Raw genomic sequence first — 25,649 nt, 5'->3', positions numbered from 1 at the left:
TCCGGCTCAGCGTCCGGCGCGCAGCCGGCGCCACGGGGTGAACGTGAACACCGCGCCGCCCAGCAGGATCGCCGTGCCGGCGACCAGGCCGAGCGCGCGCAGGGCGCCGTGGTCGTCGGCCCCGGTGGCCGCGAGCCCGCCGCCCGACGCCGTGCCGCCGGCCGCCGCCGCTCCGCCCGAGCCGGTGGAGCCACCGCCGGACGCGCCGCCCTCCTGGGCGGTGGTGTCGAGGGTGAGCGATGCCTTCGGCGTGCCCGTGACCGTGCACGGGATGTTGATCTTCGCGCCGCCGAGGGTGACGTCGATCGTCAGGGCGCCGGGGGTGAGCGTGGACGAGCCGGACGCGCCGGGCTTGTAGGTGCCCGTCATGTCCGGCAGGTCGACCGGCTTGCCCGTCTCCAGGGGCTTGGCGTTGCCCGGCCCGGTGACGGTCACGGAGCCCTTGTCGGCGCCGCCGACGACGATCTGCATGGACGGCTTGAGCGCGCCGGCGGGCAGGGCGGCCGGGCTGTCCATCACGCCCTTGGCCGTCTTGACCGTCAGCCCGTAGCTGCCTCCGTTCTTCTTGGCGTTGATCGTCACCTTGGAGGCGATGGAGGCGGGTCCGGGCGACTTGCAGGCGAAGTCGACGGCGACCTCCTTGCCGGGGAAGTCGGTGGTACCGCCGCTGCCGCCGGAAGTCGTACCACCTGAAGCGGTACTACCTGAAGTTGTACCCCCGGATGTTGAACCGCCGGACGTTGTGCCGCCGGACGTTGGACCGCCGGCGTCACCACCGGCGGTCGTCCCGCCCGCTGTCGTCGTACCACCGGCGGTCGTACCACCGGCGGTCGTGCCACCGGCCGTCGTGCCACCGGCCGTCGTGCCGCCCGTGGTCGTGCCCGTGCCGCCGTCCGTGACCTTGATCGTCGCGCCCGGCCGGACCGTCTCCTTGGGGGTGCATTTGGTGTCGGTGGAGATCGGCTTGGAGACGTTGATGCTGTACGCGTCCGGCGTCAGCGTCAGCTCGCCCGCCTTCTCCAGCTTCAGCGAGCCCTTCATGTCCGGCAGGATCATCGGACTGTTCTTGGGGATCGCCGGGTTCTGCCGGGGCCCTTCCATCTTCAGGTCGCCGGTGGCGGCCCCGCCCAGCTTGACGGTGCCGGTCGGCTTGACGGTGTCCTTGTCGAGATCGAGGACGCCGGGATTGCTGGAGGCGGCCTGGACCGTCTTCCACACGACCTCGACGGTGTCCCCGACCTTGGCCTCGGCGGGCGCGGTCAGCTGGACCTGCGTGGTGCCCTGTACGGCCGGCAGTCCGGAGATGGCCGGGGGTACGCACTCCGTCTTGTACGAGATGTCGGCGGCCTGGGCCGGGCTCGCGGCCAGCAGCATGCCCGCCCCGCCGATCATCATCGCGACTCCCGCCGCGACCGTCCTGCGTTGCGTACTCACGTATGTCCCTTCGTCGTCGGGCTGTGCTCTGACGGTGCGGATCCGGGGGTGAACCAGGGCAGCGCGGCCGTGCCGGAGGCGCGCGCCCCGGGGACCGGTTCGGTGGGTACGGGCGCGCGCCGCAGCCTCGGGAGCCTCGCGGTCGCTCCGGCGAGCGGGGAGGCGCGCCGGCCCCTGCGGGACGCGGTCTGCGCGGAGCGCGGCCGTACCCGGTCGACGACCGCCATGCCGATACGGAAGAGGGCGGCGGGCACCACGAGGCAGAGCAGGATCCAGAAGAGCGTGACGCCCCACGGGCGGCCGACGCCCCACGGCTGCTCGGCGAGCACCTTCGTCCCGTACTTCAGGGAGACCCGGTAGTCGCCGTGGGCGCCCGCCGCCAGCTCGACGGGCAGTTCGATACGGGCCTTGCGGCCGGGCTCGACGGTCCCGCGCCACTGCCGTTCCTCCCACTGCGGGGCGTAGACGCCGTGCGCGGTGCCGACCCGGAATACGGGGTTCTCGACCGGCGCCGAGCCCATGTTGCCGACCGTGAACACGAGGCGGCGGGCGGGCGGGGCGCCGAACCAGGTGAGGAGGGAGCCGTCCCCCTCCAGGCGGGTGGCGGCCAGCACGGCGAGCCTGCCCTGTCCCGTCTGCTTCGGCAGCGCGGCGACGGGGTGCCCGGCGACCACGAACACCGCGTCGGCCAGGGCCTCCTCCCCGGTGACCGTGGCGACGTGCACCACGCAGGGGCACGGCACGGGCGGCTCGGAGACGGGCAGCTTGGTGCTGAAGGCGCCCTTCGTGTCGGTGGTGACCGCCCTGCCGTCCGCGTTGGCGCAGGAGTTGGTGCCGCCGATCACGCCGCGTGCGGGGCTGGACTGCCCGCAGACGAGCAGCATGAGCAGCGCTCCGGACCGCCAGCCGCTGCCCTTGACGGTGATCGAACCGCCCTTGCCGGCCTCCTTGTCCGAGAGCGTGACGGCCGGTTCCGGGGCGGTCGCGCTCCGGCCGTCGGCGTGGGCGCCGGGGGCGGACAGGAGCAGTAGGGGCAGGAGCGCGGCCAGTACGGCGGCGAGGACGTGTCCGTGGAGTGCCGCCGTGCGCTCCCGGAGCGTCGCGGGTCCGGTCCTTCCCGTCACGTCTGCGCTCCCGCCTTCACCAAGTGCCTCTCGTCGGTGTGCTTCCGGGAATCCGGGGGCGGACCCCCGGGCGGCGGACCCGCCCGCCGCCTGCGCCGGAGGCCGTACGCCGACGCGGCGGCGGCCAGGAGCAGCAGGGCCGCGCCGGTGACGGGCGCCCAGGGGACGAAGACCGCCCTGGCCGTCGCCTCGTCGTGGGCGCCGCCCGCCGCCGTGACGCGCAGCCGCAGCGTGGCGGAGTCCAGCGCGGGAGCGTCCGGCCAGGGTTCGGTGAGGTGGGCCCGCTGCCCGGGCAGCAGTTCCACGGGCAGGGCGCGGGCGCCGCGCCGCAGGTGGGCGAAGAGCCCGTCCGCGCTGACGGCCAGGCGCGGTGCGAGGACGGTGTTGCCCCGGTTGACCAGCGTGTAGCGGATGGCGTGCCCGACGACGCCGACGTCCTCCACGCTGAGCGCGGCGAGCCTCGGTCCGCCGACCCGCAGCCGGACCTGGACGCCCGCCGAACGGCCGCCGCTCTCGGCGACGACCGCGCCGGGGTGGTCGCCGGGCAGGGCGTCGGCGGGCACGGTGAAGGTGACGGGGATGTCGGCCCGGGTACGGGCGGGCACGGTCACCTCGGTGCGCGCCGTCCGCAGCCAGGTCCCGGTGCCGGTGGAGCCGTGCGTACCGCGTACCGCGAAGGAGCCGTCGCCGGTGTTGTACGCGTCGGCGCCGCGCAGCCGTACGGTGACCGGCTTCGTACCCGGGTTGGTGACCGAGAGCCGGTCCTTCAGGACGCTGCCGGGCAGGCCCTCCAGATAGAAGTACGGCCGGGCTCCGGCCGGCCCGGAGCCGCGCGCCGAGGGGCTCGCCGTCCACGCGGGGACGGCGGGCTTCTCGGCGGCTCCGGCCGCCGCCGGGGCGGCGAGCAGCGGCAGGGCTGCGAACAGCGGCAGCAGCGGCTGGGCTAGTGCGCGTCGGGCGGTGCGACCGGTCGGCGGCGGCATGGGCGGCTCCCTGGGGCGTGGCGGCGGGGGGTGGTTCGCGCGGGTGGGGTCAGCCCGCCGTGCGCTGTCCGCGCCGGGTCAGCCACAGGACTCCGGCCGCGCCCGTGAGCAGGACCGTGCCGCCGAAGGTGCCGAGCGCGAGGGCGGAGTCCATCGGTCCGGTCTTGGGCAGCGCGTCCTGGGTGGACGGCTCGGTCGAGCCGTCCTGGGTGGACGGCTCGGTCCCCGTACCGCCGCCGCCCGCGGCCGTGACGTCGAGGGAGAGGGAGGGGCCCGGGCTGTTCGCGGGGGTGCAGGTCGTCGTCGTACCGAGGGCCTTGATGGTGAGGACGCCCGCGGTGAAAGTGACCTTTCCGCTCTTCTTCGGCGTGTACGTCCCGCTCAGGTCGCTGATCTTGATGGGGCTGTCGGCGGGGATGGCTGCCGTGTTGGCGGGCCCGGTGACGGTGAGCTGCCCGGGGTCGGCGCCGCCCACCTTGATGACCGCGCTGGGGTTCATCGCGCCCTTGCCCAGTTCGACCGGGCTGGAGGAGACGCCCTTCTGGAAGGACATCGTCAGCTTGTAGCCGCTGCCGCTCTTCACGCTCTTGATGTCGATGGGCGAGACGGCGGCCTTGTCGCCGATCGGGGTCTTGCACTTGTAGTCGACGTCGACGACCGTCGCGTGGGCGGCGGGCGCGGCCAGCAGCACCGCCGCGCCCGCGAGACCGGACGCCAGCGCGAGAGCTGTTCGTTTCTGGTTCGGCACCTCGAATTCCCCTCAGGCCGGGTCGCCGCGCGCCGCCGCGAGGCGGCACGAATAACTGACGACACATCAGATCGGGCGCTCAAGGTACGCCGGGGGCCGTGTGGAGGGAAGACAAAGAGCGCGCCGATCCGGCGCGCTCTTGGAGGGGGTACGGACGGGGGTGCCGGTTATGCCGGGGCGGCCAGCTCCGCCCAGACGGTCTTACCGGGCTCGCCCGGCACGCGGACGACCCCCCAGTCCGTGCAGAGCCGCTGCACGATGAACATGCCGTGCCCGCCGGGCCGCCCCGCCCGGTGCGGCGTACGCGGCGCGGGCTGGCCCGCCCCGCCGTCGGCGACCTCCACCCGCAGCACCTTCGGGCTGTGGGCGATGCGGATCTCGTCGGGGCCGTCCGCGTGCAGGCACGCGTTGGTGACGAGCTCGGACACGACCAGCAGGACGTCCTCCGCGGCCGCGCGGCGGTCGGCGCTGGACGCGGGGAGCCAGCCCCAGTCCTGGAGCGCCTGGCGGGCGAAATCACGGGCCGTCGGCACAATGCCGGCGGCCTCCCGCAACGACAGCGTGCGCCACTGCCGCTCGGCACCCTCGGCCGGCCGGACGGGCTCGGCGGAGGAAACGCCCGCGCCCTCCGGCTCGCGGCCGAGGCCGCCCGGCGGATGCTGCCGGGTGGTGCTCATCAGCGCTTCACCTCACCGATTCACCATGTCGCCCTGGTACGGATACGACCCATTGAACAGATACGAAAACGAATACCGATACGGACACTCATACAGGAACCGCACAGGCACGGGTGGCCGGACCGCCCGGGCTCGCCGGAAGATCTCCTGCCCGGCCGAATCGCGACGACACCCGTTTCGGCTACGCGGACCGCGTAACTCCCGCCACGAACGGGGCCGCCCGGGATGCCGGAACGCCTCCCGATCAGGGGGCCAGGGCCTCGTCGAGGGAGGCGTGGACGGTGAAAACCGCCTCGGCCCCCGTGATCTCGAAGACCCGCGCCACCACTGGCTGCATTGCGGCCAAATGAACCCCTCCCCCGGCTTCCTCCGCCTTCAGGCGGGCACCGAGCAGCACGTTCAGCCCGGTGGAATCACAGAAGTCGAGTCGCGAGCAGTCGACCACCAGACGCACGCGGCCCTGTTCGACCGCACTCTCCAGGGGCTCGCGCAGCAGATCCGCCGTGTGGTGGTCGAGCTCACCCACGGGCGTCACCACCTCGCTGCGCCCCTCGGTCCGGACCTCGACCTGAAGCCGACCCCGGTTCGTACTACCGACCGTCCCGCGGTCCATGCCCGTCCCTCTTCACCGCTCGTCACTGTCCGCATCCCCCTACCTGCAGATGCGTGGCAGCTGTCACTGATGTTCTTGGAACACTACGCGTTCCATCCGCCACGCGGTAGCCGGAGACCTCAACAAACCGGACATACATGGTCAATTGGCGGTTGTACCGACCCATGGCGACCGGGTAAGGGTAGAGGGACACCCAAACCACGACCGGCTTCGGAGGCGCCGCTTCACCGCAGGAACACGTATGGGCATCGGCAGCCATATGCCGAGAACGATGGAGGAGACCATGTCACCCCGGCTCGACGTACCGCGTACCCACTACGCGCCGTCGGCATGTCCTCAGGGACTGACCGAATCAGACTCCCCTGCTGCGACCGTCCCGGACGGGACGCGCACCGACAGCACCAGCAGTACCCGCAGTGACCGCTTCACCCGCAGTACCGCGTACCCGCACAGTGCCCCGTACACGCACAACGCCTCGTACCCGCACAGTGCCGCGTTCGACATCGACGGACTCGAAGGACTTCCCGAGATCCCGCCCTACACCGAAGTGGGGGCGCTGGACGCCAGGGCCCTGTCGAAGACGCTCTTCGCGCGGCTCGAATCCCTCGAAGAGGGCACGCCCGAGTACTCCTACGTACGCGACACGCTCGTCGAGCTGAACCTGGCCCTGGTCAAGTTCGCCGCCTCCCGGTTCCGCTCCCGCAGCGAGCCGATGGAGGACATCGTCCAGGTCGGCACCATCGGCCTGATCAAGGCGATCGACCGTTTCGAGCTCAGCCGGGGCGTCGAGTTCCCGACCTTCGCGATGCCGACCATCGTCGGCGAGATCAAGCGTTTCTTCCGCGACACCAGCTGGTCCGTGCGCGTCCCGCGCCGCCTGCAGGAGCTGCGGCTCGACCTGGCCAAGGCGGGCGACGAGCTCGCCCAGCAGCTCGACCGGGCGCCCACCGTGGGCGAGCTCGCCGACCGCCTCGGCCTCAGCCGCGACGAGGTCGTCGAGGGCATGGCCGCGAGCAACGCGTACACCGCCAGCTCGCTGGACGCCAAGCCCGAGGAGGACGAGCACGAGGGCGCGCTGACCGACCGGATCGGCTACGAGGACCACGGGCTCGAAGGCATCGAGTACGTCGAGTCCCTGAAGCCGCTGATCGCCGCGCTGCCGGGCCGTGACCGGAAGATCCTCTCGCTCCGCTTCGTCGCCAACATGACGCAGTCGGAGATCGGCGAGGAGCTGGGCATCTCCCAGATGCACGTGTCGAGGCTGCTCTCGCGCACGCTGGTGAAGCTGCGCAGGGGTCTGACGCTGGACGAGTAGCGCGCACCTCGCCGCACGCCCTCCCGGCCGTGCGCGCGAGGCCCGCCGGAGAAAGGACCTGCCCCGCCGGGGCAGGTCCTTCCGCGTTTTTTTACGGGGCTCCCCCGGTGGCGGGCGTCAGCCGCCGTGCGAGGCGCTGTACGGCGCCACGACGCGCTCACCGGCGCGCCAGACCTCGTGGACCAGCGGCACGCCCGGCCGGTAGGCGAGGTGGACGTGGCTGGGCGCGTCCAGGAGCACCAGGTCGGCGCGGGCGCCGGGGGTGAGGCGGCCGACGTCGTCGCGGCGCAGGGCCGCGGCGCCGCCCGCGGTGGCGGACCAGAGGGCCTCGTCCGGGGTCATGCCCATGTCGCGCACGGCCAGCGCGATGCAGAACGGCACGGACGAGGTGAACGAGGAGCCCGGGTTGCAGTCCGTCGAGAGGGCGACGGTCGCGCCCGCGTCCAGGAGGCGGCGGGCGTCCGGCCAGGCGGCGCGGGTGGAGAACTCGGCGCCCGGGAGCAGTGTGGCGACGGTGGCGGAATGGGCCAGGGCGTCGACGTCCGCGTCGGTCAGGTGGGTGCAGTGGTCGGCGGACGCGGCGTCGAGCTCCACGGCGAGCTGGACGCCGGGGCCGTGGCCGAGCTGGTTGGCGTGCACCCGGGGGTGCAGGCCCCTGGCGCGGCCCGCGGTGAGGATCGCCCGCGCCTGGTCGCCGTCGAAGGCGCCGCGTTCGCAGAAGACGTCGATCCAGCGGGCGTGCGGGGCGCAGGCGTCGAGCATCGGGCCGGTGACCAGGTCGACGTAGCCGGCCGGGTCGTCGGCGTAGTCGGGGGAGACGATGTGGGCGCCGAGGAAGGTGACCTCGTCGGTGTGGCGGGCGGCGATGCGCAGGGCGCGGGCCTCGTCCTCGACGGTGAGGCCGTAGCCGGACTTGGTCTCGAACGTGGTGGTGCCCTGGCGCAGCGCCTCGGCGAGGTAGCGGGCGACGTTGGCCGACAGCTCCTCGTCGGTGGCGGCGCGGGTGGCGGCGACGGTGGTGCGGATGCCGCCCGCGCTGTAGGCCCGGCCGGACATCCGGGCGTTGAACTCCTGGGTGCGGTCGCCCGCGAAGACCAGGTGGGAGTGGGAGTCCACGAAGCCCGGGATCACGGCCCGGCCGCCCGCGTCGACGGCGTTGTCAGTGGCGGGTGCTTTGCTTGATCCACCGGTCCAGACGACGCGGTCGCCCTCGATGACGACGGCCGCGTCCTGGATCAGTCCGAGGGGGGATTCGTCACCGAGGGAGGGGTCGTTGGTGACCAGGGCGGAGATGTGGGTGATGGCGGTCGTCGTCATCGGGGGACTGCTCTCCTTGCGTGGGGGCCGCCGGGGGTCGTCCCCCGGGCCGCTGCTCAGTGGCGCAGGGCCGCGATGGCCCGGGCGAGCGCTTCGGGGACGTCGTCGATCAGCGTGTGCCGTCCGTCGCGCACGAGGTGGCGCCCCGCGACGACCGTGTGGCGGACATCAGCGGCGGAGGCGGCGAATACGGCTGTCTCGGCCGCCAGCCGCGGCACAGGGCCCGCTGTCCTGACGGAGTCCAGGGCGATGGTCACCAGGTCGGCGGGCGCGCCCGGTTCGAGGCTGCCCGCGTCGGGCCGGCCGAGTGCGGCGTGGCCGTCTGCGGACGCGGCGCGCAGCAGGGCGGCGGCGGTCCAGTGGCCGCGCCTGCGGGTGCGCAGGCGCTCGTTCAGCTCCATCGCCCGGGCTTCCTCGAAGAGGTCGATCACGGCGTGGCTGTCGCTGCCGAGCGAGAGCGGGGAGCCGGCGTGCTGGAGGGCGGCCGCGGGGCCGATGCCGTCGGCGAGGTCGCGTTCGGTGGTCGGGCACATGCAGGTGCCGGTGGCCGAGGAGCCGAGGAGCGCGATGTCCTCCTCGGTGAGGTGGGTGTTGTGGACACCGGTGGTGCGGGGTCCGAGGACGCCGTGGTCGGCGAGGAGCCGGGTGGGGGTGCAGCCGTGGGCGGCGAGGCAGGCGTCGTTCTCGGCGGTCTGCTCGGAGAGGTGGACGTGCAGGGGCGCCCGCCGGTCCTCGGCCCACTGGGCGACGGTGGCGAGTTCACCGGCCGGGACGGCCCGTACGGAGTGCACGGCGGCGCCGATGAGCGCGTGGTCGTCGCCCTTGAGGAGCGAGGCGCGCTCGGCCCATGCCTCGGCGGTCGTGTCGCTGAAGCGCAGCTGGTGGCGGTCGGGCTCGCGGTGCCGGGCGGGTCCGGAGCCGAAGCCGGCCGAGAGGTAGGCGGTGTCCAGCAGGGTGATCCGGATGCCGGCTTCGCGGGCGGCCGCGATCAGGGCCTCGCCCATGGCGTTCGGGTTGTCGTATGGGGTGCCGCCGGGCCCGTGGTGCAGATAGTGGAATTCGCCGACCGCGGTGATGCCGGCGAGTGCCATCTCCGCGTACACCGCGCGGGCCAGCGCGTAGTACGTGTCGGGTGTGAGCCGGGACGCGACCTGGTACATGGTCTCGCGCCAGGTCCAGAAGGTGCCGGAGCCCACCTGCACGGCGGAGCGCAGGGCGCGGTGGAAGGCGTGCGAGTGGGTGTTGGCCAGGCCCGGCAGGGTGAGCCCGCGCAGCGCGGTCGCGCCGGGCGGCGGCGCCTCCACGCCGGTCCGTACGCCGGTGAGCCGCCCGCCGGACACCTCCAGGAGGACGTCCGGCTCGACATGGGTGCCGAGCCAGGCGTGGGACAGCCAGTACGTCTCGGTGGCGGGCTTGCCCGTCCCCTCCGTCGTCAGCGGCACGCGAGACCTTCCAGTACGTCGGCGAGTGCGGTCACCCCGGCCGCGCAGTCGTCCTCGGCGGCGTGTTCGGCCGGCGAGTGCGAGATCCCGGTCGGGTTCCGTACGAACAGCATGGCGGTCGGGACCGAAGCGGACAAAATACCCGCGTCGTGTCCGGCTCCGGTGGAGAGCACGGGGACGGCGCGGCCGGTGCCCCGGGCGGAGCCCTTGAGCAGGGTGCCCAGCTCGTCGCGCAGGGCGTGCTGGAACTCCACGACGGGCGTGAACGACTCGCGGACCACGTCGAGGTCGATGCCGGCCCGGTCGGCGTGCTCGCGGGCGGCCTGTTCGACGGCGGCGACGACGGTGTCCAGGGTGCCCTGGTCGGCGGCGCGCGAGTCGAGCCAGCCGCGCACGAGGGAGGGGATGGCGTTGACGCCGTTGGGCTCGACGGCGACCTTGCCGAAGGTGGCGAGGGCGCCGGCGAGTTCCGCCTCCCGGCGTGCGGCGAGCACGGTCTCGGCGTACGTGAGCATCGGGTCGCGCCGGTCGGCGAGGCGCGTGGTGCCGGCGTGGTTGGCCTCGCCCCGGAAGTCGAACCGCCAGCGCCCGTGCGGCCAGATCGCGGAGGCGATGCCGACGGGGTCGCCGGTGAGGTCGAGGGCGCGACCCTGCTCGACGTGGAGTTCGACGAACGCGCCGATCCGGGCGAGCCGTTCGGGGTCGGGCCCGATGGCGTCGGGGTCGTGTCCGGCGGCGGCCATGGCCTGCGGGAGCGTGACCCCGTCCGCGTCGCGCAGCCGGTGCGCGGCCTCGACGGTCAGCTGCCCGGCGGTGAGCCGGGAGCCGACGCAGGCGAGGCCGAAGCGGGCGCCCTCCTCGTCACCGAAGTTGGTGATGGCCAGCGGCCGGGTGAACTCGGCTCCCCTGCGGCGGAGTTCGTCGAGCGCGGCGAAGGAGGAGACGACCCCGAGCGGCCCGTCGAAGGCGCCGCCGTCGGGCACGGAGTCGAGGTGCGAGCCGGTGACGACGGCGTCCCCCGCGAGGGGGTCGCCGAGCCAGGCCCACTGGTTCCCGTTCCGGTCGGTCTCCAGGACCAGCCCCCGGGCCTCGGCCTGCGCCCGGAACCACGCCCGGCACTCGGCGTCGGCCCCGGTCCAGGCGTACCGCCGGTACCCGCCGCTGTCCGGGTGCCGCCCGATGGGCGCGAGCTGCGCCCACATGGCCTGGAACGATGACGGTTGCCCCCCGCCGCCGCCCGCCCCGCCCGCCCCGTCCGGCCGCGCGGCCGTCACGCCCCGTCCTCCCCCATCGGCACCCGCACGCCCTTGTCCGAGGCCACCGACTCCGCGATGTCGTACCCCGCGTCCACGTGCCGGATCACCCCCATGCCCGGGTCGTTCGTGAGCACCCGCCGGATCTTCTCGCCGGCCAGCGGCGTGCCGTCGGCGACCGTGACCTGGCCGGCGTGGATGGAGCGGCCCATGCCGACGCCGCCGCCGTGGTGGAGGGAGACCCAGGAGGCGCCCGACGCCACGTTGACCATGGCGTTCAGCAGCGGCCAGTCGGCGATGGCGTCGGAGCCGTCGAGCATGGCCTCGGTCTCGCGGTACGGGGAGGCCACGGAGCCGCAGTCCAGGTGGTCGCGCCCGATCGCGAGCGGCGCGGCGAGTTCACCGCTCGCCACCATGTCGTTGAACCGCTCGCCGGCGCGGTCCCGCTCGCCGTAGCCGAGCCAGCAGATGCGGGCGGGCAGGCCCTGGAAGTGGACGCGCTCGCCGGCCATCTTGATCCAGCGGTGCAGGGACTCGTTCTCCGGGAAGAGTTCGAGCAGCGCCTTGTCCGTCTTGTGGATGTCGGACGCCTCGCCGGACAGCGCCGCCCAGCGGAACGGGCCCTTGCCCTCGCAGAACAGCGGCCGGATGTAGGCGGGGACGAAGCCGGGGAAGTCGAAGGCCCGCTCGTACCCGGCGAGCCGGGCCTCGCCTCGGATCGAGTTGCCGTAGTCGAAGACCTCCGCGCCGGCGTCCATGAAGCCGACCATCGCCTCGACGTGCCGGGCCATGGACTCGCGGGCCCGCTGGGTGAAGTCGGCGGGCTTCTCGGCGGCGTAGGAGGCCATGTCGTCGAAGTCGACGCCGGCCGGCAGGTAGGCCAGCGGGTCGTGCGCGCTGGTCTGGTCGGTGACGATGTCGATGGGGGCGCCCTCGGCGAGCATCCGGGGCAGCAGCTCCGCCGCGTTGCCGAGGAGGCCGATGGAGAGCGGCCGGCGGGCGTCCCGGGCCTCGACGGCGAGCTGGAGCGCGTGCTCCAGGGAGTCGGCGCGCACGTCGAGGTAGCGGTGCTCGATGCGGCGTTCGATGGCGCGCGGGTCGCAGTCGACGCAGATCGCGACGCCGTCGTTCATGGTGACGGCGAGCGGCTGGGCGCCGCCCATCCCGCCGAGCCCGGCGGTCAGGGTGATCGTCCCGGCCAGCGAACCGTCGAACTTCTTCGCGGCGACGGCGGCGAACGTCTCGTAGGTGCCCTGGAGGATGCCCTGCGTGCCGATGTAGATCCACGATCCGGCGGTCATCTGGCCGTACATGGTGAGCCCGAGCGCCTCCAGGCGGCGGAACTCCTCCCAGTTCGCCCAGTCGCCGACCAGGTTGGAGTTGGCGATCAGGACCCTCGGCGCCCACTCGTGCGTCTGCATGACGCCGACCGGCCGCCCGGACTGGACGAGCATCGTCTCGTCCTGCTTGAGCGTGCGCAGCGTACGGACCATCGCGTCGAACGAACGCCAGTCGCGGGCCGCCTTGCCCGTGCCGCCGTAGACGACGAGCTTGTCGGGGTGCTCGGCGACCTCGGGGTCGAGGTTGTTCTGCAGCATGCGCAGGGCGGCTTCCTGCTGCCATCCCAGGGCGCTCAGTTCCGTACCGCGCGGCGCCCGTACGTGGCGGGGTCCTGACATGGCGGTGCCTCCTCGCGACTGTGAATTTTCTATTCACATCTTGAGCGGGTGAATAGCTCCAGTCAACAGCCCCGGCCGGGAGGCGCCGGAGACCCCCGAGAGGCCCCCGGGAGGCGTCCGGGAGGCGTCCGGTCCGCTTCGTGGTGCGGCATTCTCCGGCAGCCACCTGCATGTACCGATGGAAAATGCCAGAACCCCCACCTGGATCGAGCACGTTGCGTAACCTCTGGGTCACAGCCGAACGCCGTGTCGGAGGGGAATCCGCGTGCCCGGAATCGACGAGTGCCTGCTCGACGTCATGAGACTGCCCGGTGCCAGGGGCGCCGCCGTCGTCGACTGGACGAGCGGTCTCGCCCTCGGCACCATCGGCGAATCGCCCAACGGCGACCACGAGGCCACCGCCGCGGAAACCGCCGAAGTGGCCCGGATGGCGGCCGAACAGCCCGCCTTCGCCGCCGGATCACCGGACGCGCCCGCCGCCGGGGAGACGGCCCCGCCCCCGGTCGAGGACGTCATCGTCACCACCCGCGCCGGGTACCACATCCTGCGCTTCGTGGAGACGGACTTCGACAGCAGCGTCTTCCTCCACCTGTGGCTGGACCGCGCGGAGGGCAACCTGGCACTGGCCCGCATACGGCTGGGCGAGATCGCCGAGCGGCTGGTCCTCGCATGACCGCCGCCCTCGCGGATGAGTCCGCCCCCGCCCCGGTGCTCTCGCCCATGCTCCAGCGCCTCGCCGCCGAGCGGGCCACCGGTGCCCTGATGCGCGACCGGGGCACGCTGTACCTCGCCGACGGCAAGGTGGTGCACGCCGAGTCCCCGGCGACGCCCGGCATCGACGTCCTGCTCACCCGGGGCGGTGCGCTGGGCCGCGAGGGCTGGTGGGACGCGGTCGCCGAGGCGGGGGCCGGCCAGCGGGTCGGGCGGCACCTCGTGGACAGCGGCCGGGTGCCGGGCGGCGCGCTGGAGCTGTGCCACCTGGGCGCCCTGTACGACGCCGCGTTCTTCGCCCTCGCGCCGACCCGGACCCCGGCCCGCTTCCGTTACGGGGTCGCGCACTGGATCGGCCCCGTGCGCCCCGTCCCCGTGGCCGCCGTGCAGCGCGAGACGCTCCGGCGCCGCGAGCTGCTGGACCGGATCTGGCCGGACGCGGCGGGGGACACGGCCCCGCTCACGCGGACCGGCCGCCCGGCCGACTCGCCCGTGCCGCCGCGCCAGCGCCGGGTGCTGGAACGCGTGGACGGGGTGCGTACCGCCACCGACATCGCGCAGGAGCTCGGCAGGTCCGCGTTCCACATCCTGGTCGACCTGCGGCGCCTCGCGGCGGCCGGGCTGGTCGAGCCGGTCCCGCCGGTGCCCGCCGCCTCCGCCGCGGACCGGATCGCCCTCCCCGAGGTCACGGCCGACCCCGACGTCGCCCTGCTGCGCCGGCTCCGAGACGCATTGGAGGCCCTGTGATACGCGCGCTCAGACAGCGTGCCGGAAGGAGACAGCTCATGGTGCCCGAAGCCGAAGCCCAGGACCTCCTGGCCGAGCTCCAGCGGTTACGGGCACGCGTCCCGCTCCTGTCCGGTGCCCTGGCGGCCAGCACCGACGGCCTGGTCCTGGCCCACGACACGCCGGGGGTGGAGGCCGAGGGGGTCGCCGCGCTGACCGCGGCCGCGCTCGGCGTCGCGATCCGGATGACCGATGCGACCGGCCGGGGCGGCTTCCGCGAACTGCTCGTGCGCGGCGAGACGGGCTACATCGCGACGTACGCCGCGGGCTCGCAGGCCGTCCTGACCCTGCTCGCCGAGGACCGGATCAACGTCGGCCGGCTCCATCTGGAGGGCCGCCGCGCCGGCTCCCGCATCGGCGCGCTGGTCGACGGCGCCCTGGAGCGCGCCCCGCAGCCGGCCCCCGTACCCCGCCCCCAGCAACAGCCCGGTGCCCTGCCGCACCGGCCGGTCTGACGAGCCCCACAGGCATCACCGACCCACGCCCGAAGGAAACGGAACCGGCCGCAACGGCCGGTCAGGGAAAGGAAGCACCACTCATGGCGAACACCGAAGCGTCACTGAAGGAAGCGATGTCGTCCATCGAGGGCACCACCGGTGTCGCCCTCGTCGACTACACGAGCGGCATGGCGCTGGGCACCCTCGGCGGCGGCAAGGACTTCAACCTGGAGGTCGCGGCCGCCGGCAACACCGACGTCGTACGCGCCAAGCTCCGAACGATGGAGCACCTCGGCATCCAGGACGAGATCGAGGACATCCTGATCACCCTGGGCACCCAGTACCACCTGATCCGGCTCCTCAAGACCCGCGGCAACACGGGCCTCTTCCTCTACCTGGTGCTGGACGCCGGCCGGGCGAACCTGGCGATGGCGCGGCACCAGCTGAAGAAGATCGAGGCGGACCTGGAGGTCTGAGGGCCGCCTCGACCCGGTGGGCGGGGCGGGGGCCCACCGGACAGGGGCGCTCCCGAGCCCGTCCGGCGATTGAGGACGCAACCCCCGCCCCGGACCGGGGCGACCGCCTCACTCCACGAACAGCCCCCGCGTCACCGCCCCCGCGTCGAACTCCTCCAGGCGGGCCTGTGCGTCGGGCAGTCCGTCGCACATGGCCTCCAGCAGCACGCGCCCCAGGAGCATCGGGGCGCAGGCCGTGTCGAAGGCGAGTCCGGTGCCGACGGCGGCCGGGATCAGCAGGTCGCTGTGGCGGGCCACGGGCGCGAACGCCGAGTCCGCGACCGACACCACGGCGATGCCCTGGCCGCGCGCGTACGCGAGGGCGTCCACGACCTCGCGGGGGTGGCGCGGCAGCGCGAAGCAGATCAGCGCGGTGGCACCGGCGCGGCGGGCCGCGTCGATCCGGTCGTGCAGCATGCTGCCGCCCTCGTCGAGCACCCGGACGTCGGGGTGCACCTTGGCGGCGAAGTACCCGAACCCCCGGGCCTGCGAGGACGCGGCGCGCAGCCCCAGCACGGGAAGCGGCCGGGAGGCGGCGAGCAGCCGGCCGGCCCGTTCGACGGGCCCGGGGTCGGCGAGGAGTTCGGCGAGGTGGCGCAGGTTCTCGATCTCGCCGAGCACCGCCTGCTGGTACTCGTTGTACGTCTCCTCGCCCGCCTCCGCCCCGGCCGGGGCGACCTCGCGCAGGTGCTTGCGCAGGGCGGGGTAGCCGTCGAAGCCGAGGGCGACGGCGAACCGGGTGACGGAGGGCTGGCTGACCCCGGCCAGTTCGGCGAGTTCGACGCTGGAGAGGAACGGGGCGTCACCGGCCCTGCGCACCATCGAGTGCGCGATGCGGCGCTGCGTGGGCGTGAGCCGGTGCCCCTCGAACAGCTCCTGCAACCGTGCGGCCGGGCTGCTCCCGCTCATCTGGTCCCCTCGGTAGATCCGCCGTGCCGAGGTCCGGCGCCGACGAATCCATTCAGCCAGCCAGGCTCCTGCATGTCCATATGCAGCCGCCCGCGCCGACTACCCGGGCAGGCCCGCCCGCACGGCGAGGACGGCCAGGGTCTCGCGCAGCCCGGTCCTGACGGTGGCCCTGTGGCTGGACCGGCGGCCCGGAACGCCCGCCCTGCGGGCCGAACACGGGGGATAGCCCCACTGACCCGGCCGACCCCGCTTCGTACCGTGGCAACCATGGACGCATCCGACACCGGGCTCGACAGAGAGCTCAAGGCGACTTTGCAGGCCCGTGGCGAACTGGGGGCCGACTACGACTCCGCGCTCGTGGAGTCGTTCCTCGAAAAGGTGGAGCAGCGGCTCGACGCCACGCTCGACCGCAGGGTCAGGCGCCATCTCGCCGAGGAGCGGACCGCCGTCGCCCGGGGCGCGCGGGCACCGGGGCAGCCCGTGGGGCACTTCGGCGAGCGCTTCGGGTTCGGGATCATCTCGCTGGTCCTGGCCGTCCCGCTGTCCGCGATCGGCGCCGCGAACGCGGGCATCGGCGGGCTCATCGTGGCCTGGCTCGGGATCGTCGGCGTCAACGTATTCCAGGCGGGCCATGGCCGGCGCCTGTTCCGCGGGCGCGAGGAGCGGCGGGCGGCCTCCGACTGGGAGGAGTGAGCGCGCGGCTCACGCCTGACGGGTCGGCAGGACGACGACCTGGCGCAGGTTGATGTGGCGGGCGCGGCTGGTGGTGTACGCGATGAGGTCGGCGACCTCGTCGGCGGACAGCCCGCCGAGCGCGTCGAACATGCCGTCCAGCTCACCGCTCAGCTCCGCGTTGTCGACGTGTCCGGCCAGCTCCGAATCCGTGAGCCCCGGCTCGATGTTGGTGACCCGGACGTCGCGCGGGCCGAGTTCGGTGCGCAGCGAGGCCGACAGGTAGGTGAGCGCGGCCTTGGTGGCGCCGTAGACCGCGTAGTTGGGGAACGTGATGTGCGCGCCGATCGAGGAGATGTTGACCAGGTCGGCGGTGCGGCCCTCGGCGGCCGCCGCCACCAGGTCCGCGGTGAAGGCCCGGATGACGCGCAGGGCGCCCGCCACGTTGGTGTCGAGCATCCGCTGCCACTCGTCGGCGCGCCCCGCGTCCACCGGGTTCGGCAGCATCACACCGGCCGCGTTGACCACCAGGTCCACCGGGCCGAACCCCGCGTGCACCCGGTCGGCGGCCGCGTCCACGGACGCCTGGTCGGTGACGTCGGCCGCCACGGCGATGGCCTGCCCGCCGTCCGCGGCGATCTTCGCGGCCAGCTCCTCCAGCCGCTCCGCGCGGCGGGCCAGCAGCGCCACCCGTACGCCCTGGGCGGCGAGCAGCCGGGCGGTCGCCGCGCCCATGCCGCTGGCGGCTCCGGTGACGACGGCGGTGCGGCCTGCGAGCGTCTCGTACGACATGGGGTGCTCCTTGGTGTGGTGTCCGGGGGCGCCTTCCCGCCGGGAACCACGCTGGGCCGGGCCGCGCCCGGTACCCAGGAATGTGTCCTTCCCGGGTCTGCCGGTAACCGGGCCGGGCGGGCGCCGTTCTCCCTACGATCGGGGCCGTGGACGGCGAACTCCGAGATTTCGCGCGCTCACGGCGTGTCCGCGTCCGGCCCGAGAGCCAGAGGGCGTGCGGGGCCTTCGCGCGTAGAACCCAGAGGGCGTGCGGGGCCTTCGCGCGTAGAACCCAGGGGGCGTGCGGGGCCTTCGCGCGTAGAACCCAGAGGGCGTGCGCGGCCTCCGCACGTAGAACCCAGGGGGCGTGCGCGGCCTTCGCGCGTAGGACGGTGTGTCGCGGGGACCGCCTCACCCCCGGTTGCCCGGGGGGCGGGACGACGGCGGTCCCCGCGAAGGACGCGGCCGGGTCAGGGCCGGTGCGCGTCCGGGCGACGGTGGAGGTCCGGGAGCCGCTCCGTAGTCCGTGTCGCCGTACCGGTGCCGGCGGGCCTTCCCGCCGACACCCACCAATGTGCCCGAGCCGTGTTAAGCCGGTGCTGCGCCCACGTGACGCACACGTACCGTTTTCGCGAAACGCGCGCTCACCCTCCTTACGGCTTCGTGCCGGCCGACTTGTCCTTCGCCAGGTACGCCAGCAGGTCCTGGCGGCTGACCACGCCCTTCGGTTTGCCCTCCACCAGCACGACCGCCGCGTCCGCGGCCCCCGTACCGCCGAGCACCGCCATCAGGTCCTCGACCGGCTCGCCGGAGCCGACCTGCGGCAGCGGCGGGGACATGTGCTTCTCCAGCGGGTCGGTGAGCGAGGCGCGCTGGGCGAACAGCGCGTTCAGCAGCTCCCGCTCGACCACCGAGCCGATGACCTCGGCGGCCATCACGTCCGGGTGGCCCGCGCCCGGCTTCACGATCGGCATCTGTGAGACGCCGTACTCGCGCAGGACGTCGATGGCCTCGCCGACCGTCTCCTCCGGGTGCATGTGGACGAGGGTGGGGATCGGCCCCTCCTTGTGGTCCAGGACGTCCGCGACCCGGGCCGAGGGTCCGTTGTCCTCCAAGAAGCCGTAGTCGGCCATCCACTCGTCGTTGAAGATCTTCGAGAGGTAGCCGCGGCCGCTGTCGGGCAGCAGGACGACGACCACGTCCTCGGGTCCGAGCCGCTTGGCGACCTCCAGCGCGCCCACGACGGCCATGCCGCAGGAGCCGCCGACGAGCAGCCCCTCCTCCTTGGCGAGGCGGCGGGTCATCTGGAAGGAGTCCTTGTCGGACACGGCGACGATCTCGTCGGTGACCTCGCGGTCGTACGCGGAGGGCCAGAAGTCCTCGCCGACGCCCTCGACCAGGTACGGCCGGCCGGAGCCGCCCGAGTAGACCGAGCCCTCCGGGTCCGCGCCGACGACCTTGACCGCGCCGCCGCTGACCTCCTTCAGATAGCGGCCGGTGCCGCTGATCGTGCCGCCGGTGCCGACGCCCGCGACGAAGTGGGTGATCCTGCCCTCCGTCTGGTCCCACAGCTCGGGACCGGTGGTCTCGTAGTGGGAACGGGGGTTGTTCGGGTTGGAGTACTGGTCGGGCTTCCAGGCCCCCGGCGTCTCACGGACCAGCCGGTCGGAGACGTTGTAGTACGAGTCGGGGTGCTCGGGGTCGACGGCCGTGGGGCAGACGACGACCTCGGCACCGTAGGCGCGCAGCACGTTGATCTTGTCCGTGGACACCTTGTCCGGGCAGACGAAGACGCACTTGTACCCCTTCTGCTGCGCGACGATCGCCAGGCCGACGCCCGTGTTGCCGCTCGTCGGCTCGACGATCGTGCCGCCGGGCTTCAGCTCGCCGCTCTGTTCGGCGGCCTCGATCATGCGCAGGGCGATCCGGTCCTTGACCGACCCGCCGGGGTTGAAGTATTCGACCTTGGCCAGGACCGTCGCCTGGATGCCGGCCGTGACGCTGCGCAGCCTCACCAGCGGGGTGTTGCCTACGAGACTGATCATCGAATCGTGGAATTGCACCGTGTACTCCGGGGTCTCCGAGATGGTCCGGCAAGCGTATGCGTACGGGCACGAGATCGGGTGAAGCGATTGAACGACGGCCGGTAGCGGGCAGGTAGCTCTGTGTACGGCTGTACGGCGGTACGTGGGACGAGGAGGTGGACCGGACTGTGTCGACGGCAAGGGTGGCACGGCGGATCGCGGCGGGCGCGGCCTACGGCGGTGGCAGCATCGGGCTGCTGGGGGCCGCGGCGGTGGGTGTCCTGCTGGCGGAGGTCCAGCTGGCGAAGCGGCTGGTGGGCGGCGGCGTCGCCCCGGTCCCGCCGAGCGCGGACGGGCGGTACGGGGTGGCGTTCGCGGGGCCGGCGGAGCCGTTGCGCTTCGGGTTGCTAGGGGACTCCACGGCGGCCGGGCAGGGGGTGCGCAGGGCCGGGCAGACCCCGGGGGCGCTGCTGGCGTCGGGGCTGGCGGCGGTGTCGGAGCGGCCGGTGGACCTGCGCAATGTCGCGCTGCCGGGTGCGCGGTCGGACGATCTGGAGCGGCAGGTCTCGCTGCTGCTCTCGGACCCGTCCCGGACGCCGGACGTGTGCGTGATCATGATCGGCGCGAACGATGTGACGCACCGGATGCCCGCCACCCAGTCGGTGCGCTGCCTGACCGCGGCGGTGCGCAGGCTGCGGACGGCCGGGGCCGAGGTCGTCGTCGGGACCTGTCCGGACCTGGGCACGATCGAGCCGGTCTACCAGCCGCTGCGCTGGCTGGCCCGGCGGGTGAGCCGGCAGCTGGCGGCGGCCCAGACGATCGGCGCGGTGGAACAGGGCGGGCGCACGGTGTCGCTGGGCGACCTGCTGGGCCCGGAGTTCGAGGCGAACCCGAGGGAGCTGTTCGGCCCGGACAACTACCACCCCTCGGCCGAGGGGTACGCGACGGCGTCCATGGCGGTGCTGCCGACGCTCTGCGCGGTGCTGGGCCTGTGGCCGGAGTCGGACCGGCTGGACGGCGCCCGGCGCGAGGACATGCTGCCGGTGGCCAAGGCGGCCTCCCAGGCGGCCAAGGAGGCCGGTACGGAGGTCACCGGGGCCCGGGCGCCCTGGGCACTGCTCAAGCACCGCAGGCGGCGGCGCCTGCCCGCGTCCACCGAGCCGCACCCGCATCCGCACCCGGAGGCCGACGGCTCCACGCGGCTGGAGCGCCGCCCCGGAACGGACACGGACAGCTCGCCGAGGCGTGCGTGAGCGGGCGGGGGCACGCGGGACGGAGAGGGTGGGGGTGCGGGACGGGTGGGGCAGGCGGGGTGCGTGAGACAGTTGACTGAGCGGTTGCTTAGAAAAGAGGCCCGCATCACATGCCGCCTCGGGTGACCTCGGCAGTACGTCCGGGTAACTTCCAGAGCAGTCGTGCCAGACAGCCTTCCAGCCCTCATGGAGCCGCGTGATGCCCGAAGCCGTGATCGTCTCTGCCGCCCGTTCGCCCATCGGCCGGGCCTTCAAGGGGTCGCTGAAGGACCTGCGCGCGGACGACCTGACCGCCACGATCATCCAGACCGCGCTGGCCAAGGTCCCCGAGCTGGACCCGAAGGACATCGACGACCTGATGCTCGGCTGCGGCCTGCCCGGCGGCGAGCAGGGCAACAACCTGGGCCGCATCATCGCCGTGCAGATGGGGATGGACCACCTTCCCGGCTGTACGGTCACCCGCTACTGCTCGTCCTCCCTGCAGACCAGCCGCATGGCCCTGCACGCCGTCAAGGCCGGCGAGGGCGACGTCTTCATCTCGGCCGGCGTCGAGATGGTCTCCCGCTTCTCCAAGGGCAACTCCGACAGCCTGCCGGACACGCACAACCCGCTCTTCGCCGAGGCCGAGGCCCGCACCGCGGCCCGTGCCGCGGAGTCCGGGGCGAGCTGGCACGACCCGCGCGAGGACGGCCTGGTCCCGGACGCGTACATCGCGATGGGCCAGACCGCGGAGAACCTCGCCCGCCTCAAGGGCATCACCCGCCAGGACATGGACGAGTTCGGCGTACGGTCGCAGAACCTCGCCGAGGAGGCCCTGAAGAACGGCTTCTGGGAGCGCGAGATCACCCCGGTGACCACGCCGGACGGCACGGTCGTCGCCAAGGACGACGGTCCGCGCGCGGGCGTCACGCTGGAGGGCGTCCAGGGCCTGAAGCCGGTCTTCCGCCCGGACGGCCTGGTCACGGCCGCCAACTGTTGCCCGCTCAACGACGGCGCCGCCGCGCTCGTGATCATGTCCGACACCAAGGCGCGCGAACTCGGCCTGACCCCGCTGGCCCGGATCGTCTCCACCGGTGTCTCCGGCCTCTCCCCCGAGATCATGGGCTACGGCCCCGTCGAGGCGAGCAAGCAGGCGCTGAAGCGGGCCGGGCTGACCATCGACGACATCGACCTGGCCGAGATCAACGAGGCGTTCGCCGCGCAGGTCATCCCCTCCTACCGGGACCTCGGCCTGCCGCTGGAGAAGGTCAACGTCAACGGCGGCGCCATCGCCGTAGGCCACCCCTTCGGCATGACCGGCGCGCGGATCACCGGCACGCTGATCAACAGCCTGCAGTTCCACGACAAGCAGTTCGGCCTGGAGACCATGTGCGTCGGCGGCGGCCAGGGCATGGCGATGGTCATCGAGCGCCTGAGCTGAACGGCCCCGGCCTTCCGGCCCCGCACGGCCCGGTGGCCGGTTCCGAGCCCCGACCGTGACCGAATCTCCCCCAGGATGTGATCTATCTCCTGGGGGAGAGTCATTTCCGCAGGTCACACCCACATCAGGGGGGTGCCCCGGGCCCAAAGACCTGTCCATTTCGTGACGTAATGCACTGACACAGGGTGCCGTTGGGGCACAAGCTGATGTAGGAAGTCGGGGGATCGATTGAAACCGGGAGTATGTCAGTGAGCGCCATGCCTCTTGCCCTGTTGCTGACCACCGCCGCCGCCACGGCCGTGGGTGCCGCCGCTCTGCACGCTGCTCACGGGCTGCGCAGGCAGGTTTCGGCCCTCCGGAAGGAGCTGGCCGAAGGCCACGCCCGTACCACCGCCGTACCCGCGCAGAGTCGTCACGACACCACCTCCGCCGAAGAAATCCGCGCGGCCGTCGCCGAGGCGCTGGCCGAGGAGCGGGAGCGGGAGCTCGCCGAGGCCCGTGCGTTCTGGGCCTCGCAGGAGGCGCGGGACGCCGCCGACGCACCCTCACTGCTGGGCGGCCTGGCCGGCCTCGGCGAGGACGCGCCGTTCTTCATGCCCCGCCAGAGCGACTTCGCCGGTCTCGAATCGATGGACCTCGACTCCGCCGAGGCGCTGGACGAGCTGACCGAGCTCGCCGGGATGACGGAGCTGACCGACATGGCCGAGCTGCCCGAGACGGCCGAGTTCGCCGAGGACTCCCCCGAGCTGGCCGCGGCCCGCCGCCGCCACCCCTCGCACCCCGACTTCGTGCCGGTGCAGACGCCCGTCGTCACCGACCACGAGCGCACGGTGAACCGCCTGGAGGAGCTGGCCGACAGCCGCACCGAGCTCTCCGACGTGCGCCCCGGCCCGCTCGGCACGCTCGACGTCTACGTCTTCGCCGACGGCACCACGCTCTGTATGACCCCCGGCCACCGTGAGACGGCCGAGCGCCTGGCCGAATCCCTGCGGGCCGGCGAGCACCCGGTGCTGCTGGGCGGTTCCGGTGTCTCCGGTGCGTACGCGCTGACGTTCTCGTGCGGCCGGGAGAACGTCTACATACTCGCCGACCGCGTCATAGCGAGCTTCTAGCGCTGCGACCGGTCGCCGGCTCCACCCCCCACTCCCCCGGGAGCGGCACTCTCCGGCCGCTCCGCCCCGTACCGCCGCCCGGCCCCCCGGGCGAAGGCCCACGCGGCCGCCCTGCCTGTCAGGCGAAGGCCCGCGCGGCCGCTTCCTCGACGTATCGCACGGCCTCGTCCAGCTCGGCGGACGGGGCCGTTTCCAGTGCCACGGCCAGGTCGCGCCCCGCCACCATGAGCTGGTCGCCGACCGCGAACATCCCGGCGTCCGGCATGACCCTCGGCTCCCGCCCGGGCGACTCGGCGCGCTGCGCCCGCGCCGACAGTTCCCGGGCCGTCGCCAGCCCCTCGGCGGCCGCTCCCCGCTGCAACCTGCTCTGCGGGGCGGCGCGCAGCCGGTCGGCGAGTCGTTCCACGGCGGTGATCAGGGGAGTCGTATCGAGCACCCGTCGACCCTACCCGCATACGCGAAGCGGCCCGCAGACTCCGGACGGAGTCTGCGGGCCGCTTCGACGGTCCCGGGGCGATCAGTCGTCGCCGCTGAGGATGGAGAGCAGGCGCAGCATCTCCAGGTAGATCCACACCAGGGTCATGGTGAGGCCGAAGGCGGCCAGCCAGGACTCCTCGCGCGGGGCGCCGTACGCGATGCCGTCCTCGACCTGCTTGAAGTCGAGGGCCAGGAAGCAGGCGCCGAGCACGATGCCGATGACACCGAAGAGGATGCCGAGGCCGCCGCTGCGGAAGCCGAGGCCGTCACCGCCGCCGAAGGCGGCGAAGAGCAGGTTGACCACCATCAGGAGCAGGAAGCCCATGGCGGCGGCCATCACGAAGCCGTAGAACCGGCGGGTCACGCGGATCCAGCGCATCTTGTACGCGAGGAGCACACCGGCGAAGACACACATGGTGCCCATCACCGCCTGCATCACGACGCCCGGTCCGATGTAGGTGCTGACCGCGCTGGAGATGACCCCGAGGAACACGCCCTCGAAGGCGGCGTACGCGAGGATCAGCGCGGGTACGGGCTTGCGCTTGAAGGACTGGACGAGCGACAGCACGAACGCGATGAGCGCGGCGCCGATGGCGATGCCGTACGACTTGTTGAGGTTGGCCTCGTCGACCGGCAGCAGCGCCCAGGCGAGCGCGGCACCGAGGACGACCGTGCCCAGCGTCATCGCCGTACGGGTGACGACGTCGTCGATCGTCATCGCACCGGCACGCGCCGGCGCCTGCGGGACGCCGTCCGCGGGTGCGTAGGGGTTCGTGGCGTACGGGTTCGGGGCGGTGCCCTGCGCGTACGGGTTGGCACCCGCTGCGGGGGCCCCGGCCTGCGGTGCCGCGTTGAAGCCCGCGTAACCGTTGTCGCGGCTGAAGCCCCGTCGCGAGAAGACCGGGTTGCTGCTCCTCATCTCACTCCTCCATGGCCACCCAGCGTGGCCTTCCCACAAGAGTAATGGGTAGGCAAAGCATTGAGCCTAGTGCCAGAGGAGGATCTTTCCCCGGGCACCGGGCGGGCGCGCGGTCACTCCGTGAGCCGGGCAGCCGCTTCTCGGGCCGCGCCCTCCACACGTTCCCGGTGATCACGCCACCATGCCGCGTCCCCGGGCACGATGTCCTCGCTCCCCCTCCGCAGCCCGGCCGCCCCGCCGACCAGCTCCCGGACGCCTACCGGGCCCCCGCGGCCTCCGCCAGACGCTCGAAGGTGCCCGTCAGCACGGCGCGCCGCTCGTCCTTGTACCCGTCGCCCGGCTCCAGCCCGTCGATGGTCCGCTCCCACACCGCCATGTAGGTCTCCTGCCACTGCCGGATCACCTCGGGCGCCGGCAGCGTGACGCCCACCCAGCCGCGCTCGCTCAGGAGGAGCAGCAGCTCCAGGTTGCAGGGGACGGCCACCCCGTCGTACTCGTCCGGCTCGATCCCCACCGGGTCACCGGCCATCGCCTCGGTCACCTCGCCGAGGAGCCGGTGCACCAGGGCGGAAAGATGGTCCGCCGCCGTATCGCTGTCGAAGTTCCCCGCGCCCCAGGTGCCCATGACCATTCCCCTCGCATCGCGTTGCCGTCATCGCTTCGGCCATCACAGCAGCCGGCACTGACATTGATGCTGGTACTCAGGTTCCGGTGGTCGTGGCTCGGGCACTGACTGACGTCCTGCTGGGCCGGCCGCCTGCGTCGTGACGCTGGTCCGGGCCTGACCTCATTGCGGCCGACGGACTGCCGGGGCCGCATACGCGATGGTGCCCGGAGCCGGACTCGAACCGGCACGCCCCCGAGGGGCAGCGAGGTTTAAGCTCGCCGTGTCTGCTTTCCACCATCCGGGCTTGGCGCGCGGCTCCGCGTTGGCACATGACCCTATCCGGGGGGCCCACCCCGATCCGCCGAACAGTGGCTCGATGTTGTCTTATTTATCGATCGCTTGAGACCCCGTCAGTGCACGTCGGAGGCACGGCCTCATGCCCGGGCGAGGT

25 protein-coding genes and 1 tRNA gene are annotated in these 25,649 nt (G+C 72.9%); 9 read left to right on the top strand and 17 right to left on the bottom strand.

Annotated elements, in window-relative coordinates:
* Nucleotides 1-6: 6 nt before the first annotated feature.
* The 6 genes from E6R18_RS18445 to E6R18_RS18420 all read right to left on the bottom strand — a co-directional run bounded on the left by E6R18_RS18445 (nucleotide 7) and on the right by E6R18_RS18420 (nucleotide 5,579).
* On the bottom strand, nucleotides 7-1,395 hold the full coding sequence (locus E6R18_RS18445; protein WP_136318040.1) for a hypothetical protein: 1,389 nt from the start codon (nucleotides 1,393-1,395) through the stop codon (nucleotides 7-9).
* Nucleotides 1,396-1,430: 35 nt separating this feature from the next.
* A complete protein-coding gene (locus tag E6R18_RS18440) occupies nucleotides 1,431-2,462 on the bottom strand; it encodes a hypothetical protein (protein ID WP_240799784.1) in 1,032 nt (343 codons plus the stop codon).
* A gap of 92 nt (nucleotides 2,463-2,554) precedes the next feature.
* Entirely contained in the window at nucleotides 2,555-3,541 is a 987-nt protein-coding gene (locus tag E6R18_RS18435; protein WP_136317992.1) for a hypothetical protein, read from the bottom strand.
* Between the two features lie 49 nt (nucleotides 3,542-3,590).
* Complete coding sequence (locus E6R18_RS18430) at nucleotides 3,591-4,289, bottom strand: LPXTG cell wall anchor domain-containing protein (RefSeq protein ID WP_136317991.1); 699 nt, start codon at nucleotides 4,287-4,289, stop codon at nucleotides 3,591-3,593.
* A gap of 167 nt (nucleotides 4,290-4,456) precedes the next feature.
* Nucleotides 4,457-4,966 carry an ATP-binding protein gene (locus E6R18_RS18425; RefSeq protein ID WP_136317990.1) on the bottom strand — a complete coding sequence of 170 codons (510 nt, stop codon included), beginning with the start codon at nucleotides 4,964-4,966 and terminating at the stop codon, nucleotides 4,457-4,459.
* 244 nt (nucleotides 4,967-5,210) lie between these two features.
* Entirely contained in the window at nucleotides 5,211-5,579 is a 369-nt protein-coding gene (locus E6R18_RS18420; RefSeq protein WP_136317989.1) for an STAS domain-containing protein, read from the bottom strand.
* A 283-nt stretch (nucleotides 5,580-5,862) separates the two neighbouring features.
* Between E6R18_RS18420 and E6R18_RS18415 the strand changes: the two genes are divergently transcribed.
* A complete protein-coding gene (locus E6R18_RS18415; protein ID WP_136318039.1) occupies nucleotides 5,863-6,894 on the top strand; it encodes an RNA polymerase sigma factor SigF in 1,032 nt (343 codons plus the stop codon).
* Between the two features lie 117 nt (nucleotides 6,895-7,011).
* Here E6R18_RS18415 and hutI read toward each other — a convergent pair whose 3' ends face one another.
* The 4 genes from hutI to hutU all read right to left on the bottom strand — a co-directional run bounded on the left by hutI (nucleotide 7,012) and on the right by hutU (nucleotide 12,585).
* Nucleotides 7,012-8,211, bottom strand: a complete 1,200-nt coding sequence (hutI, locus tag E6R18_RS18410; protein ID WP_136317988.1) for an imidazolonepropionase — start codon at nucleotides 8,209-8,211, stop codon at nucleotides 7,012-7,014.
* 56 nt (nucleotides 8,212-8,267) lie between these two features.
* Complete coding sequence (locus E6R18_RS18405) at nucleotides 8,268-9,653, bottom strand: formimidoylglutamate deiminase (RefSeq protein ID WP_136317987.1); 1,386 nt, start codon at nucleotides 9,651-9,653, stop codon at nucleotides 8,268-8,270.
* Nucleotides 9,644-10,855, bottom strand: coding sequence for an allantoate amidohydrolase (locus E6R18_RS18400; RefSeq protein ID WP_136318038.1), 1,212 nt, complete (start codon nucleotides 10,853-10,855; stop codon nucleotides 9,644-9,646). Before E6R18_RS18400 ends, E6R18_RS18405 begins: the two co-directional genes overlap by 10 nt.
* Nucleotides 10,856-10,923: 68 nt before the next feature.
* Nucleotides 10,924-12,585 carry a urocanate hydratase gene (gene hutU, locus E6R18_RS18395; RefSeq protein WP_136317986.1) on the bottom strand — a complete coding sequence of 554 codons (1,662 nt, stop codon included), beginning with the start codon at nucleotides 12,583-12,585 and terminating at the stop codon, nucleotides 10,924-10,926.
* Between the two features lie 265 nt (nucleotides 12,586-12,850).
* Between hutU and E6R18_RS18390 the strand changes: the two genes are divergently transcribed.
* The 4 genes from E6R18_RS18390 to E6R18_RS18375 all read left to right on the top strand — a co-directional run bounded on the left by E6R18_RS18390 (nucleotide 12,851) and on the right by E6R18_RS18375 (nucleotide 14,995).
* The gene (locus E6R18_RS18390; RefSeq protein WP_136317985.1) at nucleotides 12,851-13,258 is read left to right on the top strand and encodes a hypothetical protein; all 408 of its coding nucleotides are present in this window, start codon (nucleotides 12,851-12,853) and stop codon (nucleotides 13,256-13,258) included.
* The gene (locus E6R18_RS18385; protein WP_136317984.1) at nucleotides 13,255-14,043 is read left to right on the top strand and encodes a transcriptional regulator; all 789 of its coding nucleotides are present in this window, start codon (nucleotides 13,255-13,257) and stop codon (nucleotides 14,041-14,043) included. The genes E6R18_RS18390 and E6R18_RS18385 overlap by 4 nt, the downstream gene beginning before the upstream one ends.
* Before the next feature lie 38 nt (nucleotides 14,044-14,081).
* On the top strand, nucleotides 14,082-14,537 hold the full coding sequence (locus E6R18_RS18380) for a roadblock/LC7 domain-containing protein (RefSeq protein WP_136317983.1): 456 nt from the start codon (nucleotides 14,082-14,084) through the stop codon (nucleotides 14,535-14,537).
* Nucleotides 14,538-14,620: 83 nt separating this feature from the next.
* A complete protein-coding gene (locus E6R18_RS18375; protein WP_136204473.1) occupies nucleotides 14,621-14,995 on the top strand; it encodes a hypothetical protein in 375 nt (124 codons plus the stop codon).
* Between the two features lie 108 nt (nucleotides 14,996-15,103).
* Here the strand turns inward: E6R18_RS18375 and E6R18_RS18370 are convergent, their stop codons facing one another.
* Nucleotides 15,104-15,943 (bottom strand): MurR/RpiR family transcriptional regulator, encoded by an 840-nt coding sequence (locus E6R18_RS18370; RefSeq protein WP_136317982.1) that lies wholly within the window; start codon nucleotides 15,941-15,943, stop codon nucleotides 15,104-15,106.
* Between the two features lie 267 nt (nucleotides 15,944-16,210).
* Here E6R18_RS18370 and E6R18_RS18365 point away from each other — a divergent pair, with 267 nt between their 5' ends.
* On the top strand, nucleotides 16,211-16,636 hold the full coding sequence (locus E6R18_RS18365) for a hypothetical protein (protein WP_136317981.1): 426 nt from the start codon (nucleotides 16,211-16,213) through the stop codon (nucleotides 16,634-16,636).
* A 9-nt stretch (nucleotides 16,637-16,645) separates the two neighbouring features.
* Here the strand turns inward: E6R18_RS18365 and E6R18_RS18360 are convergent, their stop codons facing one another.
* Together E6R18_RS18360 and E6R18_RS18350 are read right to left on the bottom strand one after the other, a co-directional pair.
* Nucleotides 16,646-17,407, bottom strand: coding sequence for an SDR family oxidoreductase (locus E6R18_RS18360; protein WP_136317980.1), 762 nt, complete (start codon nucleotides 17,405-17,407; stop codon nucleotides 16,646-16,648).
* Between the two features lie 632 nt (nucleotides 17,408-18,039).
* Nucleotides 18,040-19,449 carry a cystathionine beta-synthase gene (locus tag E6R18_RS18350; protein WP_136317978.1) on the bottom strand — a complete coding sequence of 470 codons (1,410 nt, stop codon included), beginning with the start codon at nucleotides 19,447-19,449 and terminating at the stop codon, nucleotides 18,040-18,042.
* A gap of 164 nt (nucleotides 19,450-19,613) precedes the next feature.
* Here E6R18_RS18350 and E6R18_RS18345 point away from each other — a divergent pair, with 164 nt between their 5' ends.
* The 3 genes from E6R18_RS18345 to E6R18_RS18335 all read left to right on the top strand — a co-directional run bounded on the left by E6R18_RS18345 (nucleotide 19,614) and on the right by E6R18_RS18335 (nucleotide 23,195).
* Nucleotides 19,614-20,663: an SGNH/GDSL hydrolase family protein gene (locus tag E6R18_RS18345; protein ID WP_136318037.1), complete on the top strand. Its 1,050-nt coding sequence runs from the start codon at nucleotides 19,614-19,616 to the stop codon at nucleotides 20,661-20,663.
* Nucleotides 20,664-20,862: 199 nt separating this feature from the next.
* Nucleotides 20,863-22,083 (top strand): acetyl-CoA C-acetyltransferase, encoded by a 1,221-nt coding sequence (locus tag E6R18_RS18340; protein WP_136317977.1) that lies wholly within the window; start codon nucleotides 20,863-20,865, stop codon nucleotides 22,081-22,083.
* Nucleotides 22,084-22,325: 242 nt separating this feature from the next.
* Nucleotides 22,326-23,195: a hypothetical protein gene (locus E6R18_RS18335; RefSeq protein ID WP_240799779.1), complete on the top strand. Its 870-nt coding sequence runs from the start codon at nucleotides 22,326-22,328 to the stop codon at nucleotides 23,193-23,195.
* A 118-nt stretch (nucleotides 23,196-23,313) separates the two neighbouring features.
* Here E6R18_RS18335 and E6R18_RS18330 read toward each other — a convergent pair whose 3' ends face one another.
* The 4 genes from E6R18_RS18330 to E6R18_RS18310 all read right to left on the bottom strand — a co-directional run bounded on the left by E6R18_RS18330 (nucleotide 23,314) and on the right by E6R18_RS18310 (nucleotide 25,502).
* Entirely contained in the window at nucleotides 23,314-23,631 is a 318-nt protein-coding gene (locus E6R18_RS18330) for a hypothetical protein (RefSeq protein ID WP_136317976.1), read from the bottom strand.
* Nucleotides 23,632-23,712: 81 nt separating this feature from the next.
* On the bottom strand, nucleotides 23,713-24,591 hold the full coding sequence (locus E6R18_RS18325; RefSeq protein WP_136317975.1) for a Bax inhibitor-1/YccA family protein: 879 nt from the start codon (nucleotides 24,589-24,591) through the stop codon (nucleotides 23,713-23,715).
* Between the two features lie 256 nt (nucleotides 24,592-24,847).
* Nucleotides 24,848-25,216, bottom strand: a complete 369-nt coding sequence (locus E6R18_RS18315) for a DUF4259 domain-containing protein (RefSeq protein WP_136317973.1) — start codon at nucleotides 25,214-25,216, stop codon at nucleotides 24,848-24,850.
* A 200-nt stretch (nucleotides 25,217-25,416) separates the two neighbouring features.
* A tRNA-Leu gene (locus E6R18_RS18310) sits at nucleotides 25,417-25,502 on the bottom strand.
* Between the last annotated feature and the right edge of the window lie 147 nt (nucleotides 25,503-25,649).

It is taken from the genome of Streptomyces sp. A1277, assembly GCF_004795015.1.
In the GTDB taxonomy this organism is placed as follows: Bacteria; Actinomycetota; Actinomycetes; order Streptomycetales; family Streptomycetaceae; genus Streptomyces.
The sequence above is the reverse complement of the archived record's forward strand: the minus strand, read 5'-3'. Positions and strand labels throughout refer to the sequence as shown.